General features: G+C 70.2%; 14 protein-coding genes. 7 read left to right on the top strand and 7 right to left on the bottom strand.

Annotated features, from left to right (window positions below; all coding sequences use genetic code 11):
* Positions 1 to 437: 437 nt before the first annotated feature.
* The 3 genes from IH00_RS0107835 to IH00_RS0107845 are packed head-to-tail and all read right to left on the bottom strand — an operon-like array spanning position 438 to position 2,886.
* The gene (locus tag IH00_RS0107835) at positions 438 to 1,502 is read right to left on the bottom strand and encodes an ArsO family NAD(P)H-dependent flavin-containing monooxygenase (RefSeq protein WP_031071025.1); all 1,065 of its coding nucleotides are present in this window, start codon (positions 1,500 to 1,502) and stop codon (positions 438 to 440) included.
* On the bottom strand, positions 1,502 to 2,581 hold the full coding sequence (gene arsB, locus IH00_RS0107840; RefSeq protein ID WP_031071027.1) for an ACR3 family arsenite efflux transporter: 1,080 nt from the start codon (positions 2,579 to 2,581) through the stop codon (positions 1,502 to 1,504). Before arsB ends, IH00_RS0107835 begins: the two co-directional genes overlap by 1 nt.
* Entirely contained in the window at positions 2,578 to 2,886 is a 309-nt protein-coding gene (locus IH00_RS0107845) for an ArsR/SmtB family transcription factor (protein ID WP_031071029.1), read from the bottom strand. The genes arsB and IH00_RS0107845 overlap by 4 nt, the downstream gene beginning before the upstream one ends.
* 101 nt (positions 2,887 to 2,987) lie before the next feature.
* Between IH00_RS0107845 and IH00_RS0107850 the strand changes: the two genes are divergently transcribed.
* Positions 2,988 to 3,401 (top strand): arsenate reductase ArsC, encoded by a 414-nt coding sequence (locus IH00_RS0107850; protein ID WP_031071032.1) that lies wholly within the window; start codon positions 2,988 to 2,990, stop codon positions 3,399 to 3,401.
* Between the two features lie 758 nt (positions 3,402 to 4,159).
* On the opposite strand, the gene IH00_RS45230 is transcribed toward IH00_RS0107850, so the two are convergent.
* Positions 4,160 to 4,624, bottom strand: a complete 465-nt coding sequence (locus IH00_RS45230; RefSeq protein ID WP_324615774.1) for a MarR family winged helix-turn-helix transcriptional regulator — start codon at positions 4,622 to 4,624, stop codon at positions 4,160 to 4,162.
* A 158-nt stretch (positions 4,625 to 4,782) separates the two neighbouring features.
* Between IH00_RS45230 and IH00_RS0107865 the strand changes: the two genes are divergently transcribed.
* The 5 genes from IH00_RS0107865 to IH00_RS45400 all read left to right on the top strand — a co-directional run bounded on the left by IH00_RS0107865 (position 4,783) and on the right by IH00_RS45400 (position 9,787).
* Positions 4,783 to 6,270 (top strand): MFS transporter, encoded by a 1,488-nt coding sequence (locus IH00_RS0107865; protein ID WP_031071036.1) that lies wholly within the window; start codon positions 4,783 to 4,785, stop codon positions 6,268 to 6,270.
* 55 nt (positions 6,271 to 6,325) lie between these two features.
* Positions 6,326 to 7,252, top strand: coding sequence for an NADP-dependent oxidoreductase (locus tag IH00_RS0107870; protein WP_031071038.1), 927 nt, complete (start codon positions 6,326 to 6,328; stop codon positions 7,250 to 7,252).
* 80 nt (positions 7,253 to 7,332) lie between these two features.
* Positions 7,333 to 8,037, top strand: a complete 705-nt coding sequence (locus IH00_RS0107875; protein ID WP_031071039.1) for a type 1 glutamine amidotransferase domain-containing protein — start codon at positions 7,333 to 7,335, stop codon at positions 8,035 to 8,037.
* Positions 8,038 to 8,120: 83 nt separating this feature from the next.
* Entirely contained in the window at positions 8,121 to 9,440 is a 1,320-nt protein-coding gene (locus tag IH00_RS0107880; protein WP_031071041.1) for an aldehyde dehydrogenase family protein, read from the top strand.
* Between the two features lie 41 nt (positions 9,441 to 9,481).
* Positions 9,482 to 9,787, top strand: coding sequence for a hypothetical protein (locus IH00_RS45400; protein ID WP_031071042.1), 306 nt, complete (start codon positions 9,482 to 9,484; stop codon positions 9,785 to 9,787).
* 66 nt (positions 9,788 to 9,853) lie between these two features.
* Here IH00_RS45400 and IH00_RS0107890 read toward each other — a convergent pair whose 3' ends face one another.
* The 3 genes from IH00_RS0107890 to IH00_RS0107900 all read right to left on the bottom strand — a co-directional run bounded on the left by IH00_RS0107890 (position 9,854) and on the right by IH00_RS0107900 (position 12,735).
* On the bottom strand, positions 9,854 to 10,546 hold the full coding sequence (locus tag IH00_RS0107890) for a TetR/AcrR family transcriptional regulator (protein ID WP_031071044.1): 693 nt from the start codon (positions 10,544 to 10,546) through the stop codon (positions 9,854 to 9,856).
* 349 nt (positions 10,547 to 10,895) lie between these two features.
* On the bottom strand, positions 10,896 to 11,525 hold the full coding sequence (locus tag IH00_RS0107895) for an HAD family hydrolase (RefSeq protein WP_039946624.1): 630 nt from the start codon (positions 11,523 to 11,525) through the stop codon (positions 10,896 to 10,898).
* A 10-nt stretch (positions 11,526 to 11,535) separates the two neighbouring features.
* A complete protein-coding gene (locus IH00_RS0107900; RefSeq protein WP_031071048.1) occupies positions 11,536 to 12,735 on the bottom strand; it encodes an acetyl-CoA C-acyltransferase in 1,200 nt (399 codons plus the stop codon).
* 297 nt (positions 12,736 to 13,032) lie between these two features.
* Between IH00_RS0107900 and IH00_RS0107905 the strand changes: the two genes are divergently transcribed.
* Positions 13,033 to 13,875, top strand: a complete 843-nt coding sequence (locus IH00_RS0107905; RefSeq protein WP_031071050.1) for an alpha/beta fold hydrolase — start codon at positions 13,033 to 13,035, stop codon at positions 13,873 to 13,875.
* Positions 13,876 to 13,939 lie beyond the last annotated feature (64 nt).

Genomic DNA, 13,939 nt, shown 5'->3' on the forward strand with positions numbered 1-13,939 from the left:
GGTACACCGCCGCCTGAACAGCCATCGGGTCGGCACGTCACCACGACCCCGGTCCATGGAGGCCATCCGTGTTCCCGGGGCTGGAAGGGCACGACAGCCGCGGCGTCGACGGGTGCACCACAAGTGGCTGTTCCACCTCCGGTTCCACCTCGCGGCAGAACGCGACGAAGCACCGGGTGAAGGAATCCGCGCGGGGCCACGGTGTTCGGCGCAATCGACAGTCCATTGAAGCGGGACGACCCCCATCGAGCGCTCCGGTGAGGGGTGTCCGGGTGGCAGGGCCGTCGACCTGCCCATGACCGTCAGGCCATCGCCATCGCCATCGAGGACACCCTCGCGCGGGCACGAGACCTCGTACGCGACGCGCCCGCCCTGGTGAGTCCGAGATCCATTACGCGCTCCCCCCGATGAGGCAGCCGCGCGGGCCCGGCAGGTCGTCAGCGATCCGTCGAGAGCAGCGCCGCGATGTCGCGGGCGGCCTCGCGGGCCGGGCGGCCGACCCCGATCAGGGTGGCGGAGGCAGGGCCGGTCCAGTCGCCGTAGCCGAGCAGGTGGAGGCGGGGCTCGGCGAGGGCGCGGGTGCCGGCGGTGGGTATGTGGCCCCGCGGCCCGCGCAAACCGAGCGGTGCGAGGTGGGACAGGGCCGGGCGGAACCCGGTGCACCAGATGATGGCATCGGCCTCGGCGGTCAGACCGTCGGCCCAGGCGACGCCGGCCGGCGTGAGGCGGTCGAACATCGGCGACGCCTTGAGACGTCCGGCATCACGTGCTCCCCGTACGGGCGGTACGGCGACGATGTCGCCGAGCGAGGCGACCCCGCCGGTGTCGGCACGGCCCTCGTCAAGGGCACGACGACGCGCGGTGGCGGCGTCGAAGAGGGCGCGGCCGTCGATGTCGTCGGGGAGGAAGCGGGGTTCCCGCAGGGTCACCCAGGTCAGGTCGGTGTCGTATGCGAGGTCGGCGGCGATCTGGGCCCCGGAGTTGCCGCCGCCGACCACGATCACCCGCCGGCCCGCGAACTCCTGCGGCCTGCGGTATTCCACCGTGTGGAGCTGGGTCCCATGGAAGGCCGCACGGCCCGGCACCGCCGGGATGAAGGGCCTCGACCAGCTACCCGTCGCGCTGACGACAGCCCGGGCACGCCACTCGCCGGAGTCGGTCTCGACCCGCAGGAACAGGCCGTCGCGGTGTACCGCCCGCACGTGGACGCCGCGCTGCACGGGCAGGTCGTAGCGCTTCTCGTAGTCGGCGAGGTAGTCGATGACGTGCTGCGCCCCGGGGTACGTCCCGCCCGGCCGAGGCGGCATCAGCCGTCCCGGCAGCGAGGAGTACGCGGCCGGCGAGAACAGGTGCAGCGAATCCCATACGTGCCGCCACGCCCCGCCCGCCTCGGGCTGGGCATCCAGCATCATGAAGTCCAGTCCGAGGCGGCGCAGGTGGTACCCGGCAGCGAGCCCCGACTGGCCGCCGCCGATCACCACCACATCCGTGCGTCGAGCCACTAGGCGGCCGTGAACTTCTTGCGCCAGGCCAGCGACACGTACACCAGCGCCACCAGGACCGGAACCTCGATCAGCGGGCCGACGACGCCGGACAGCGCCTGGCCGGACGTCACGCCGAAGGTGGCGATGGCGACCGCGATGGCGAGCTCGAAGTTGTTGCCGGCCGCGGTGAAGGCGAGGGTGGCCGTGCGGTCGTAGTTCAGGCCGATGACCTTGCCGAGCAGGAAGGTGCCGAACCACATCACCGCGAAGTACACGAGCAGCGGGATCGCGATCCGCGCCACGTCGAGGGGCTGCGAGGTGATCGTCTTCCCCTGGAGGGCGAAGAGGATCACGATCGTGAAGAGCAGCCCGTAGAGGGCGCACGGACCGATCTTCGGAAGGAAGCTGCCCTCATAGGACTCGCGGCCGAGCTTCTTCTCACCGATCCGGCGCGTGAGGAAGCCGGCGAGCAGCGGCACGCCCAGGAAGATGACCACATTGAGCGCGATCTTCCCCATGGAGATGTCGAGCGACTCTCCGTTGCCGAGGCCGAGCCAGCCGGGCAGCAGGTCCAGGTAGAACCAGCCGAGCACACCGAAGGCGAGGACCTGGAACACGCTGTTGAGCGCCACCAGCACAGCCGCCGCCTCGCGGTCGCCGCAAGCCAGGTCGTTCCAGATGATGACCATGGCGATGCATCGGGCGAGCCCGACGATGATCAGGCCGGTGCGGTATTCGGGCAGGTCCGGCAGGAAGATCCATGCCAGCGCGAACATCACCGCGGGTCCCAGGACCCAGTTGATGACCAGGGACGAGATCATCAGCTTCTTGTCGGCGGTGACGGCGTCGAGCTTGTCGTACCGGACCTTCGCCAGGACCGGGTACATCATGATCAGAAGGCCGACGGCGATCGGCAGGGAGATGCCACCGATCTCGACCTTCGCCAGGGCGTCGTTCAGGCCGGGGATCAGCCGTCCGAGGCCGAGCCCGAGAGCCATGGCGAGCAGGATCCACACGGCGAGGAAGCGGTCGAGCGTCGAAAGCTTCGCAACGACCGACGATGCGTCGACGGTCGCGGGTGCTTCGGTGCGGGTCACGGGCAGGCCCTCTTGTTGTCGGCGGCGGTACGAGCGGTCTCGGCCAGTTCGGCGAACCGTCCGGCGAGCTGGGCGATGACGTCGGGCCGCAACTTGTAGTACGTGAAGCGACCGCACGGCTCGGTCTCCACCACCCCGGCCTCACGCAGCACCTTCAGGTGGTTGGAGAGGTTCGTCTGGCGGGCGCCCGTTTCCTCCACGAGGTGGGTGGTGCAGAGGGTCTCGCGGGCGAGCAGGGTCACGATCTGCAGCCTGAGGGGGTCGGCCAGGACCCGGATCAGTTCAGTGTCGACTGACGTCATCATGGGCTGATACTGTCACACATCAGTGACAGCTGACACCAACGGGTGCTGACGTCAGCCAACACTGACACGCCTGTTTCGTCGTGAGACAAGAGAGACCTCCGATGGCCGAGAAGCCCTCCGTCCTGTTCGTCTGCGTCCACAACGCCGGCCGCTCACAGATGGCCGCCGCCTGGCTGACCCACCTGGCCGGGGACCGGGTCGAGGTCCGTTCGGCAGGCTCCGCCCCGGCCGACCAGGTGAACCCGGCGGCGGTCGAGGCGATGCGCGAGGTCGGCATCGACATGTCCGCCCAGACCCCGAAGGTCCTCACCGTGGACGCGGTCAAGGCGTCGGACGTCTGCATCACGATGGGCTGCGGCGACACGTGCCCGGTCTTCCCCGGCAAGCGCTACCTGGACTGGAAGCTCGAGGATCCGGCGGGCCAGGGCGTCGAGGCCGTCCGGCCGATCCGTGACGAGATCAAGAAGCTCGTCGAGGGCCTGATCGAGGAGATCGCCCCGGAGAAGACGGCGTGAGCGAGATCCGCAACGTCATCACCATGGGCTCCGGGCCCGCCGCCCGCACCGCCGCGCCGTAGACGGCGCGCGCCGGCCTCAGGCCCAGGTCTTCGCCGGTGCCGCCGCCGGCGGCGGCTGGGAAGCCGGCCGCACAGCGGAATCGAGGCGGCCTTCGGCGGCGGCGAGGTCGTCCGTGAGTCGAAGGGGCAGCCGACGCGCCGCGCGACCCCGGCAAGTGCGCCTGGGACGGCCCGGCAGTTCTCGCCGAGCACCGCGCGACCGGGCAGACCCTTGTCGTCGACCCGGCCTGTGAGAACAAACCCCCCGAAGCCCGGCTCCTCGACACCGCACCGGAGGACGGCCGGGCCGCACTGACACTCTGGCCGGATCCGCCACGCCGGTCACCGCTGTCGCCCCGGACGGCCTCCGCGGGCGCCACCTCTCGACACAGCCCAGGCCATGTCCCGCAGCCCGAGGCCGGTCGGAGCACCACCCAGCCACCCCGGCTCTGCTGCCGGCCGACTCGTTCGCCTCGAGGTGGAGGCAGCCGTTCCCCCGGCGCGAGCCGGCCCCCACCCGGAGCCGCCCCCTCAGGGACGACGGGCCGGATGGGCAAGCAGCGCCTCGACGGCGCTGGGCGTTCGGCCGGGCAGGCCGAGGGCGAGGCGTTCATCGAGGCCCTGCACCGGCCCGGCGCCGCGATCCGGCCACCAGCTCCGTAGCCGGGCGCCACCGTTCCCCGGGTCGACCTGCGCGGCGGTCGGACCCGGCCGCGATCAGGTCGTCTCCTCGGGGTGCAGGCGCCCGAGCAGCTCGTAGAGACTGCGGCGGCCCTCCTCGTCCAGACGCGCAAAGGCTGCCGAGGTGGCCCGCATGTCGGCGCGGATCAGGCGGACCGCCTCCCTCCCCTCTTCGGTGGCGACCACGTTCTTGATCCGCCGGTCGGCCGCGTCGGCATGCCTGGAGACCAGTCCACGCGCTTCGAGCCGGTCGACGAGTCCGGTGATGTTGGAGGCGTCGCAGGCGAGTCGCCCCGCGAGGGCGCGCATGGGCAGCGGTTGCCGAAGCAGGATGAGCATCTTGGCCTGCGTCATGGTGAGGCCGTGCAGTGCGGCCGCCGAGGTCAGGTCCCGGTAGTAGCCGGCAGCGGCGCGTGCCAAGCGCTCCATGAGTGCGTCGTGGGCAGGGTCTCCGTGCTGCGCAGCGGAGCGGTCGGCGAGCGGGTCGGTGCTGTGGGCCATACCTCAAGTGTAGGCGAAGCTCAATGTTTGACTTCATCAACCATTGACGTCTACCGTCTCCCTTATTGCTTGGCTGCATCAAGCATCTACCCCCCTCCGACCAGTTCCCCGCCTGGTTCCCGCCGCCGAGCCCCACCCCGCACCGGAGAAACGCACCCGTGTCACAACCCCTCGCTCCGCCGCCCGGCCGACCCCGGGCCCAGACCGCTGTCATCCTTGCCCTGAGCCTCGCCGCGATGATCGTGTCGATGATGCAGACACTGGTGGTGCCGATACTCGGCCTGATCCAGAGCAGCCTCGGGGCCAGCTCCGCCGAGGTCAGCTGGGTCACCACCGCGACCCTGCTCTCGGCGGCCGTCTTCACCCCGCTGCTCGGCCGCATCGGCGACCAGCACGGCAAGAAGCCGACCCTCATCGGCGTGCTGGCCGTGATGATCGTCGGCTCCGTCATGGCCGCCACGACCGACTCGCTGCTCTGGCTGATCGTCGGTCGCGTGCTGCAGGGTGCCGCCACCGCGATCTTCCCGCTCGCCCTGTCGGTGCTCCGCGAGGAGGTCACTGCCCGCCGTCTGCCGGGAGCGATGGCGCTGGTCAGCGGCACCCTGGCGTTCGGCAGCGGTTTCGCACTGGTCACCACCGGCCTGCTGACCCGCGGCGAGGACGCCGACTACCACCACGTCTTCTGGCTGGCCACCGGCCTCGCGGTGGTCACTCTGCTCGCCGTCGTCCTCCTCGTACCGGCGAGCCGCACCAGGACCGGTGGACGCACCGACATACTCGGCGCCCTCACCCTCGGCCTCTTCCTGGTTCTCCTGCTGCTGCCGATCTCCCAGGGGCACGAGTGGGGCTGGACCTCCGCCCGTACGCTGGGCAGCTTCGCCGGAGCGGTCGTCATGGCCGGCGTCTGGAGCCTCACCGAGAGCCGCGTCCGTGAACCCATGGTCGACATGAGGATGTTCCTCCACCGCCCGGTGCTTCTCAGCAACCTCGCGGGCCTCTTCGTGGGATTCGGGATGTTCGCCCAGTTCCTCGGCGTCTCCTACCTGGCGCAGGTGCCGAGGGATGTCGCAGGCTACGGCTTCGGCGCCTCGGTTCTCCGCGCCTCCGTCGAGTACCTGCTGCCCAGCACCATCGCGTCCCTCGTCGTCTCCCAGTTCGGTGGCGTGCTGATCCGCAGGATCGGACCACGCCTCACCCTCGCCCTCAGCGCGATGATCGGCGTCGCCGGGTTCGGGTGGCTGGCCGCCGCACACTCGTCGACCCCCTCGGTCATCGGTGCCGGAATGGCTGTCGGAACAGCCATCAGCCTCGGCTACGCCGCGATGCCCGCCCTCATCGTCGCGGGGGTACCACCCCACCAGACCGGCATCGCCAACGGCATCAATTCCATCTCCCGGTCCGTCGGCAGCGCGATCGGCAGCGCGCTGATCACCTCACTGCTCGCCTCCCGGACCATCGAGAACCTTCCGGCCGGGGTGCCCCCGCTCCCCGCCGAGAGCCAGTTCACCCTGAGCTTCACCCTGGCCGGTATCGCCTTCGCCTTCGTCCTGGCCCTCTCGCTGGTCGGGCTCGAACGGGGAGAGCGGGCGCCCCGTGGGGAGCGCCTGCCCGCGCCGGAGCCGGCCGCTGCCACGGCCGCTGCCTGACGAGCCCCACCGCGATCCGCACCACCGCACCACCACTGCACAAGGAGTCATCCCCATGAAGGCCATCACTTATCGCACCTACGGCGGCCCTGAGGTCCTGGAGTACGGCGATGTACCGAACCCGAAGCTCGGCGTGGACACCGTCCTGGTCCGTGTGAAGGCCGCCTCCGTCAACCCGGTCGACTGGAAGATCCAGGCGGGGTACCTGGACGCCGTCATGGACGCCGTCTTCCCCGTCATCCCCGGCTGGGACGTGGCGGGCGTCGTCGAGGAGACCGGCGTCGGGGTCACCGAGTTCACTCCGGGCGACGAGGTGATCGGCTACGTCCGTGAGGACTTCGTCTCCCGCGGGACCTTCGCCGAGTACGTCGCCGCCCCGGTCCGTACGCTCGCCCGCAAGCCCGACACCCTCTCCTTCGAGGAGGCTGCCGGACTTCCGCTGGCCGGCCTCACCGCATACCAGGCGCTGACACGATCCCTGCGGGTGCGGGCCGGCGACACCGTGCTGGTGCACGCCGCGGCCGGCGGCGTCGGCTCTCTGGCCGTACAGATCGCCAGGTCGCTCGGCGCCCGGGTCATCGGCACCGCCAGTGAGCACAACCACGCCTACCTGCGAGGACTGGGAGCGGAGCCGGTCGGCTACGGCGACGGCCTCACCGACCGTGTCCACGCCCTCGCGCCGCAGGGCGTGGATGCCGTCCTCGACCTCGTCGGCGGGGACGCCCTGAAGGTCTCGCCAGGGCTGCTTGCCGAGGGCGGCCGTCTGGCCTCGGCTGTCGACGGCGCCGTGCTCGGCCTCGGTGGCGGGTACGTCTTCGTGCGGCCCGACAGCCGGGACCTGCAGGCCCTCACCGAACTTGCCGAGCGCGGGGAGCTGCGGGTGGACGTGGCCGCCGTTTTCCCGCTCGAGCAGGCCGCCGACGCCCAGCGCCTCAACCGCGAGGGTCACACCCGCGGCAAGATCATCATCGCCGTCGCCTGAACCATCGCTCGCCGCCGCATCAGCACCGGCACCCCGCCCCCACCACCGCGCGACTTGCGCGCACCTCGAAGGAGACAGTTGTGACCGCAGTTCTGTTCGTCGTCACCGGCGCCGACCACTGGACGCTCGCCGACGGCACCCTGCACCCCACCGGCTACTGGGCCGAGGAACTCGCCACACCGCACCGGCTGTTCCGGGAGGCGGGGTTCGATGTCACCATCGCCACACCCGGCGGCGTGGCTCCGACCGTCGACGCCGTCAGCCTTGCCGCCGAGTCCACCGGTGGCAGGGAGCAGGCCGACGCGATCGCCGCGTACCTGGCTTCCATCCGCGCCGACCTGGAGAACCCGGTCAAGCTCGAGGAGGTCGACCTCGGCGCGTACGCAGCCGTCCTCTACCCCGGTGGCCACGGCCCCATGGAGGACCTCGCCGTGGACGCCGGCTCCGGCCGCCTGCTCACCGCGGCGCTGGATTCCGGCAAGCCGCTCGGCGTGCTGTGCCACGCCCCCGCGGCCCTGCTCGCCGCCCGGCGCGAGGACGGCAGCTGGCCGTTCGCCGGTTACCGCATGACCGGCTTCACCAACACCGAGGAGACCGCGGCAGGCTTCGCCGACAAGGCCAAGTGGCTGCTCCAGGACCGCTTGGTGGAAGTGGGGGCCGACTTCCGGGCCGCGGCCCCGTTCAGCGAGCACGTCGTGGCGGACCGCAATCTGCACACCGGTCAGAACCCCGCATCCTCGGCGCAGCTCGCACGGAACCTCATCGACCTCCTGAACCACGGCTGATCACCCCTGCCTGCGCCGGCGCCCGGGCTGCCCGCGGCGCGGCGACAACGCCCCCGCCCCCGTACCGCACCTGTGAGGGAACCATGAACAACCCTGCCCCCGAGCAGCCCGCCGAGCTCGTCGCCCGGCTGCGTGCCACCTTCCGCGCCGGGAGGACCAAGCCCGTGGCCTGGCGCACCGAGCAACTGCACCGGATGCGTACCCTGCTCACCGAGCAGGGGGAGACATTCGCCGAGGCGCTCCACGCCGACTTGACGAAGAGCTCCACCGAGGCGTACCGCACGGAGATCGACTTCGTCATACGCGAGATCGACCACACCTTGGAGCATCTCGACGGGTGGCTGCGCCCCGAACCGGCCCCCATCCCCGCGTTCATCGGCGAGGCGAGTGCCTGGACGCAGTACGACCCCCTGGGGGTCGTACTGGTCATCGCCCCCTGGAACTACCCGGCGCAGCTGCTGCTTGCCCCGGTGGTCGGTGCCCTGGCCGCGGGCAACGCGGTGGTCGCCAAGCCCAGCGAACTGGCCCCGGCCACCTCCGCCGCACTCGCCCGCCTCGTGCCGCGGTACCTCGACACGGACGCGGTGGCCGTGGTCGAAGGCGGGGTCCCGGAGACCTCTGCCCTGCTCGAGCAGCGTTTCGACCACATCCTCTACACCGGCAACGGCACGGTCGGCCGCATCGTGATGGCCGCGGCCGCCCGGCACCTCACGCCCGTCACCCTCGAACTGGGCGGCAAGTCACCGGTGTTCGTGGACCGGGGCACCGACCTGGGCACCGTCGCTGCCCGCCTCGCGGCCGGGAAGTTCCTCAACGCCGGGCAGACCTGCGTCGCGCCCGACTACGTCCTCACCGACCCCGAGACCGCGCGCGCTCTGGAAGCCGCCCTGGCCAAGGCCATCGAAGGGCTGTACGGGCCCGACCCCATCGCCTCCCCGGAGTACGGCCGTATCGTCAACGAACGTCACTTCGACCGGCTGACCGCTCTCCTCGGCTCCGGCCGTCGGGCCACCGGCGGCGTGCACGACCGCGGGACGAGGTACATCGCGCCGACCGTCCTGGCCGAGGTGTCACCGGACGCACCCGTCATGCAGGAGGAGATCTTCGGCCCGATCCTCCCGATCGTCGAAGTGGCCGGGCTCGACGAGGCCATCGACTTCATCAACGACCGCGACAAGCCGCTCGCCCTGTACGCGTTCACCGAATCGGACGCCACCCGGGAGCGGCTCGCCGCCGAAACGTCCTCCGGCGGTCTCGGGTTCGGCCTGCCGCTGGCCCATCTCACCATTTCCGACCTGCCCTTCGGGGGCGTCGGGGAGAGCGGCATGGGAAGCTACCACGGCCGCTACTCCATCGAGACCTTCAGCCACCGCAAGGCCGTCCTCGCCAAGCCACTCGGCTGATCCTCCCAGCCGTGCTGAACGCGGCGGAGAGACACTCCGCCATGAGCACTCTCCCCACCACCGGCCGCGAATGCCACCTGGTCGCCCGCCCGAACGGTGTGCCCCGGCCGCAGGACTTCGCCCTGCGCGAGGTTCCCGTCGCCGAGCCCGGCCCCGGTCGGATCCTCGTACGGAACCTGCACCTGTCGGTCTGGATCCGCGACGGGGTGCTCCACCAGGAGGAGACCGCCGTGGAAGGCATCGGGAACGACGTCGAGGCATTCCTCGGCATGCTCCGAGGCGGCAGCACCGGCAAGATGATCCTCACCCTTCCGGCACGGGCCGCAGCCGACGACCGACCATCGTGAGGGAGGCGAGAAAGTGAGGCACCCGGCGGTGCCGGGTGCTGTGAGGCAGACGGTCCAGCCGCCCGATCAGCGGTGGCCGGGGAACCGGAGGGCGTTCGCCCAGAGGCGGGTGACCGCGGACACGAGCTCGTCGAAGTCCACAGGCGTGCCTCCTTCCTGCTGTTCGCCGATCACGAAGGCGTTGTAGGCCATGACGCTGACCATGCCCGACAGCGCGCGTGAGGCCATCATCGGATCCACATCACGGTCTGCGACGCCCCGCGCCTGCAGGTCGGCGATGCCGCGGGCATTGCGGCGGATGAAGGCGTCGGCGCGCCGGCTCCGGAACTCGCGGAACTCCGGCTCCACCTGAGCGACCTGCTCGAGCAGGCCCATCAGCTTCGCGTTCCTTTTGTATGCCTCGAGATAGGCGCGATTGCTCGCCTCGAGGACCGCATAGGGATCGTCGGTGCCCTGCACCCGGCGCATGCCGGGGTGCAGCATGTCCTCCTGCGCCTCCAGGAGGACGGCGGCCAGTACCTCTTCCTTGCTGGCGAAATAGGTGTAGAAGGATCCCGCCGCGCACTGGGCCTCTTTGGTGATGTCGGTCAGCCGGGTGTCGAGGTAGCCGTCCCGTTCGAACACCTTCCGCGCGGCTTTCACCAGAGCGGCCCGTGTCCGCGCTCCGCGCTTTGTCGCAGGCGGCTCACGGAGCTGTGAGAGGGGCGCCATGGGCGGTGCCTTCTCGCCGTCGGTCTCCTCGGGCGCGGTGGTCTCCATCCCGGGAACTTTACTTGAATCCGACATCACCATCACAAACCCGCACGGCTGCTCAGTGGCGGCGGGCGGCGACATCCGCCGGCGCCGTGGCGCGGGTCGGAGCGGTACGTCGACGGACCGCTCGAGGACCTTCCCGGTCGGGCCCTCGGGCGGCGCGTCGACGAACCGGACGATGCGCGGGATCTTGCATGCGGACAGCCGCTCCCGTGCCCGGCTCGACACCTCGGCCGCACCGAGCTGCGAACCGGGGCCGGGCGGCGATCAGCGCGGCGACCTCCTCGCCGTAGCGCTCGTCCGGGACACCCTGCGGCCGGACGACCTGCCTCACCGCGCCCGGTCGGCCGATCGGTCAGGCGGTGATCCCGAAGTGTTCGGCGAGCCGGCGGCGGGTGTCGGCAGCGCTGGTGTGCAGGACGCCCCCGATTCCGAGCCGTGCCGCTCCGTCGAGGTTCTGCTGCAGATCATCGATCATGACTGCCTCCTCCGGATCGATGCCGAGGCGTTCACACGCGATCGCGTAGATCCGCCGGGAGGGCTTGCGGATCCCGACCTCGGCGGAGATGACGATCACATCGGCCACAGCGGCGATGTCGACGCCGTCGTAGGTTCCGGTACCGAACGAATTGGACACGAGCGCAACGGGATGGCCGACGGCCCGGAGATCACCGAGCAGCGCGAGCATGTCCCGGTCGATCGATATGCCCGCCTGCATCCGGGCCGTGAGCCCCTCGGCGGATACGTCCGCGCCATGGACGCGGAGACGTTCGGCGAATCCTCGCTCGAAGGCTTCGGTGTCGATACGGCCGCACTCGTGGTCCGCCAGGAGGGTGCGTGACGGCTGGTCCCGGCGGAGGAGTTCCAGCGGAAGGTCCGGGTCGCCGCCGAGCGAGGCCCCGAAGTCGGTGAAAGCCCGCAACACACTCGAGGTGATGACACCGCCGAAGTCCACCAGGACCGCGCTTCGCGCCTTTTCCGTCACCCCCGGCACCTCAGGCGACCTCGAACAGCCCGGCTGCGCCCATGCCGCCGCCGATGCACATCGAGATCACCACGTACCGGACGCCTCGGCGCTTGCCCTCGATGAGGGCGTGCCCCACCAGGCGGGCACCGGTCATGCCGTATGGATGACCGACCGAGATGGCGCCGCCATCGACGTTGAACCGCTCCGGGTCGATGTGCAGTTCGTCCCGGCAGTACAGCGCCTGGGAAGCGAATGCCTCGTTGAGCTCCCACAGGCCGATGTCGTCGATGGTGAGGTCGTGCTGCTTCAGCAGCTTGGGGATGGCGAACACCGGACCGATGCCCATCTCGTCCGGCCCACAACCGGCAACGGTCATACCCCGGTAGACGCCCAGCGGTTCCAGTCCGCGGCGCTCGGCCTCCTTCGACTCCATCAGCACCGATGCCGAAGCCCCGTCGGACAACTGCGAGGAGTTGCCGGCCGTGACGGTGGAATGCGCGCTGACCTGACCGTCGGGCAGCACCGGCGCCAACCCGGCCAGGCCTTCGAGCGTCGTCGACGCGCGGTTGCCCTCGTCCCGGGTCAGGGTGACCTCCTCGTCCCGCACGCATCCGGACCGTTTGTCGAGAACCTTCCTGACACTGGGAAGCGCGACGATCTCCTGGTCGAACCGGCCGGCCTCCTGCGCCGCCGCGGTGCGCTGCTGTGACACCAGCGCGAACTCGTCCTGGCGTTCGCGGCTCACGCCGTAGCGTTCGGCGACGACCTCAGCCGTGTGCAGCATCGGCATGTAGATGCTCGGCTTGTGCTCGACCAGCCAGGGATCCTCCATGCGGTGGGTGTTCATGTGGTCGTTCTGCACCAGGGAGATCGACTCGACACCGCCGCCGACAGCGACCTGCATGCCGTCCGCGACTATCTGCTTGGCGGCCGTCGCAATGGCCATCAGGCCCGACGAGCACTGCCGGTCGATCGACATCCCCGACACGGTGTCCGGGAGTCCGGCACGCAGAACGGCCTGTCGCGCGACATTGACAGCGGTGGATCCCTGCTGCACGGCACAGCCGAAGATCACATCCTCGACCTCACCTCCCTCGAGCCCGGCGCGCTGCACGGCGTGCGACAGGGCATGGGCGGCAAGTTCCTGCGCCTGGGTGTCGTTGAACGCGCCGCGGTAAGCCTTTCCGATCGGCGTTCGGGCCGTCGAAACGATGACTGCTTCCCTCATGTCGCCTCGGTGCTTCCTCTTGGTTCGGTTCGTCCGTGAGCTCCATGAGCCGGGGATCCGAGCTCCGTGGGCCGGGGATCGATGTCGGTGGGCGGGGCCTGACGCCAACTGTGGTGCGAAAAGAGCTGGTTGACCGTCTCCTCGGGCGACCGGTGACAACGAGCCATGGCCACAGCGGGGACGGGAGTCGACCTCCCGACTCGTTATAGTTGAATTCGGCGTCAAGTTCAACCACGGGCCTTGACAGCCCCTTCCACCTACCTGAAGGCTACCGACCAGTTGGTATGGGGAGGTGGGATCGTGACCCGACTGAGCATCCCCACGGGTGCGGGCAGGTTCGAGGCGATCGCGGCGGGTCCGCCCGACGGCCGCCCGGTGCTGCTGCTGCACGGCTTCCCGCAGACGGGGCTGGTGTGGCAACGGCAGATCGCGGCGCTGGCAGCGCACGGCTACCGCGTGGTGGCACCCGACCAGCGTGGGTACTCCCCCGGCGTCCGCCCCCGGCGACCCGAGGACTATCGCATCGGCCTCCTCGTCGACGACGTGGTCGCGATCACCGAGCAACTGGGCTGGGCGGCGTTCGATCTGGTCGGCCATGACTGGGGAGGCGCGGTGGCCTGGTGGACCGCGCACGCCCACCCCGCCCGCGTACGCACCCTGGCGGTTGTCTCGACCCCGCACCCCGGCGCTCTGGCCACCACCCTGCGCACCGACCAGGACCAGCGCACACGCTCCCGCTACATGATCGACTGGCGCGAGACACCCGCGACCGAGAAGCGCATGCTCGCCCACGATGCCCAAGAGCTTCGCGGGTTCTACGCCGGAAAAGTCCCGCCGGACAGTGCGGACGCCTACGTGCGCCACCTGTCCCAGCAGGGCGCTCTCACCGCGGCGCTGAACTGGTACCGGGCCGGCCGTCCCGACGGAGCGATCGGCGCCATCGCCGTGCCGACGCTGTACGTCTGGAGCACGGAGGACAGCGCGTTCGGCCCGGCAGCGGCACAGGAGACCGGGCGGTGGGTCGATGGGCCGTACCGGTTCGAGACCCTGCAGGGCGTCAGCCACTGGGTCCCCGAGGAGGCGCCCGAAACGCTGAGCCGCCTGTTGCTCGAACACCTGCGAGCGCACGGCGAGTACTGAACCGGCCGACGAATGCCCCGCTCGGCGAACACCCCGTTCTCCGGATACCCCGCTCGTCGACTCT

This window comes from Streptomyces sp. NRRL S-118, assembly GCF_000716335.1.
Lineage (GTDB): Bacteria > Actinomycetota > Actinomycetes > Streptomycetales > Streptomycetaceae > Streptomyces.